Annotated in this window: 1 protein-coding gene; it reads right to left on the bottom strand. The window is 68.3% G+C overall.

Annotation, left to right across the window (positions count from 1 at the left end; genetic code table 11):
• On the bottom strand, positions 1-3,411 hold a 3,411-nt coding region (locus tag AB0L58_RS42930; protein ID WP_364397490.1), incomplete at both ends, for a type I polyketide synthase.

Below are 3,411 nucleotides of genomic sequence, written 5' to 3'. Positions count from 1 at the left end.
CGACGCGCGTCCGACAACCGCTCCAACACCAACATTCCGGCACCCTCGGACCAGCCCACCCCATCGGCCGCATCCGCGAAGGACTTACACCGCCCATCCGGCGACAAGCCCCGCTGCCGGCTGAACTCCACCAGCGTCTCCGGAGTCGCCATCACCGTCACGCCACCGGCCAAGGCCAGATCGCACTCCCCCGACCGCAGCGACTGTGCCGCCAAATGCATTGTCACCAGAGACGACGAACACGCCGTATCCACCGACACGGCCGGGCCCTCCAACCCGAGGGTGTAGGCGATGCGACCGGACACCAGGCTGCCGGCCGCGCTATTACCGGTCCCCTGGGCGTAGTCGTGGTACATGACGCCGGTGAAGACGCCGGTCGAACTGCCGCGCAGCACCGCCGGATCCACACCTGCGCGCTCCAATGCCTCCCAGGTGGTTTCCAGCAGTTGCCGCTGCTGCGGATCCGTCATCACGGCTTCGTTGGGACTGATCCCGAAGAAGTCCGCGTCGAAATCGGCAGCCGTGTGCAGGAATCCGCCCTCTCGGGTGTAGGACCTACCCGCGCGGCCGGGTTCCGGATCGTAGATGCCGTCGAGGTCCCAGCCGCGGTCGACCGGGAACGTCGATACCGCGTCCCGGCCGGTGCGCACGAGTTCCCAGAGTTCTTCCGGGGACCGCACCCCTCCGGGGTAACGGCAGGCCATGCCGACCACGGCGATCGGGTCGTCATCGACAGCCCTGACGGCGGTGACCTCGACATCGCGGCTCGTCCCGGCGAACTCGTCGGCCAGATACCGCGCCAAAGCCTGGGGCGTGGGGTAGTCGAACACCAAGGTCGCGGGCAGTGGGAGACCCGTGACGGCCTTCAGCGCATTGCGGAATTCGACAGCGGTGATCGAATCGAAGCCCAACTCGTTGAAGGCCCGGTCCGCGGCCACCGCGTTCGTGTTCTCGTGGCCGAGGACGGTGGCGCTCTGACCGCGCACGATCTCCAGGAGCACGTCGAAACGCTCGCTGTCGGGAGTGCTCGACAGCCGAGCACGCAACGCCGCGGACGCACCGGAGGCCGCTCGGCGGCGCTGCGGGATCAGTGCGGAAAACAGTGCGGGCGCGGCGAATCCCGCAGAGCGTATGGCATCCAGATCCACCCGGGCGAGGACGAGGGCCGCCGTGTCCATTCCCGTCGCGGCGTCGAACAGCGCGAGACCGTGGTCCGCCGACAGCGGCAGCAGGCCCGACCGGGACATCCGGCGCCGGTCGACGTCGCTGAGCTCCGCGGCCATTCCCCCGTCCGTGCTCCACAGACCCCAGGCCAGAGACATACCGGGCAGCCCGGACGCCCTGCGGCGCGCGGCCAGTGCGTCCAAGCAGGCGTTGGCCGCGGCGTAGTTGCCCTGGCCGGGGCTACCGAACGCACCGGCGACCGAGCTGAACAGCACGAACGCCTTCAAAGGCAGGTCGGCGGTCAGGTCGTGCAGATGCAGCGCGGCGTCGACCTTCGGGGCCAGCACCGCGTCCATCCGCTCCGGAGTCAGCGACGCGATCGCACCGTCATCCAGCACACCGGCCAGGTGAAAGACGCCCGTCAGCGGGTGCTCGGCAGGAACAGCGGCCAGCACCTCGGCCAACGCACCGCGGTCGGCGACATCGCATCCGATGAACTCGACCTCGGCACCGAACTGCTGCAACTCTTCTCGCAGTTCGGTTGCGCCGGGGCCGGATTCACCGCGCCTGCTGAGCAACAGCAGACGGCGCACGCCATGAGCGTTCACCAAGTGCCGGGCAAACAGCCCACCAAGGTAACCGCCGGCACCGGTGATCAGTACCGTGTCGTCCGGATCGAAAGAACCGGCCACCGGTGCGGTGGTCGAGACGACTCGCCCGAGTCGCGCTCTGTACACCTGCCCGTCACGCACCGCCACCTGCGGTTCCTCTGACGCCAGAATCCCGCCCAGCAGACCGTCGAGCTCGGAATCGGTATCCACCAACACGATCCGGCCGACGCCCTCGGCCTGCGCCGAACGAATCAGACCGCCCACCGCGGCACCGGCCAGATTCGAAATGTCCTCTCCAGCAACCGATACCGCACCGTCAGTCCGAACCACCAACACCGACTCGCCGAACCGAGGCTCGGCGAACCAGGACTGCAGCACCTGCAACACACCATGAGTAGCGGCACGAACGGTGTCGGGATCATTGCCCGCCGCACAGTCCAGCACTGCCACCTGCGGGACCTGATCACCCACGTCGCCGAGATCCGCCCATGCCACCGCGACAACGTCGCCCTCGGTCACCGAGATCGGCGCCCAGCTCACATCGAAAACAGCGGTACGAGAGATCGGAGTGCCCGCGGTGAGCTGCGCGGGATCGATCGGCCGAGACGCCAAATGCCGCACCGTCGCCACCGCAGCACCCGTCGAATCCGCCAGATCCAGCGCAACCCCACGCTCACCGATACGGGTCAGCCGAACCCGCAACGCATCGGCCCCCGCCGCATGCACCGTGACGCCCGACCACTCGAACGGCAACACCAGACCGGATTCCTCCGACGCGGTCTCATCGGCAAAGCGCAAGGCATGCAAAGCCGCATCCAGCAGCGCGGGATGCATGCCGAACCGTTCCGCGTCCGATCGCGCCGCCTCGGGCAACTGGACCTCGGCGTAGAGCCCGTCCGGTCCACGCCACACCGCTCGCAGCGCCTGGAACACCGGACCGTAGTGATAGCCCTGCGCATCGAGAGAGTCGTAGAGGTCCTCGACCGGGACCGTGGTGGCGTCGGCGGGCGGCCACTGCGTCAGGTCCGCCGGTGCGCCGTCGACTCCCGGTACGAGGACACCTTCGGCATGCAAAGTCCACGACGCCACCGAATCGGCATCGTCGTCGGGGCGGGAGAAGATCCGCACGCCACGACGCCCCTCGTCCGCACCGCCGATCACGACCTGCACCGCGACACCACCGGACTCCGGCAACACCAGCGGGGCACGCAGAATCAGCTCGTCCAGGCTCGAACAGCCCACCCGCTCACCGGCGTGCAGGGCGAGTTCGACGAGACCGGCGCCGGGGAACAACACGGTGTCCATGACCCGGTGGTCGGCCAACCAGGGCTGCGTCTGTATCGACAATCTGCCGCTGACGGCGACCACATCGGAATCCGGTTGCGACACCACAGCCGACACCAGCGGGTGGCCGGTCGCGACGAGCCCCATCGACCGGGCGTCTCCCTTGCCGGCGGAACCTTCGGGTATCCAATAGCGCCGGTGCTGGAAGGCATAGGTGGGCAGGTCGATTCGCCGCGCCCCCGTCCCGGCGTAGAAACCGGCCCAGTTCACCTCGGCGCCGGCCACGAACAATCCAGCCACCCCGCCCAACACCGCGGACGCGTCGGCACGATCACGACGCGCCAACACCACC

The organism is Nocardia sp. NPDC052112, from assembly GCF_040680135.1.
Lineage (GTDB): Bacteria > Actinomycetota > Actinomycetes > Mycobacteriales > Mycobacteriaceae > Nocardia.
This window is presented reverse-complemented; position numbering and strand designations above follow the sequence as displayed.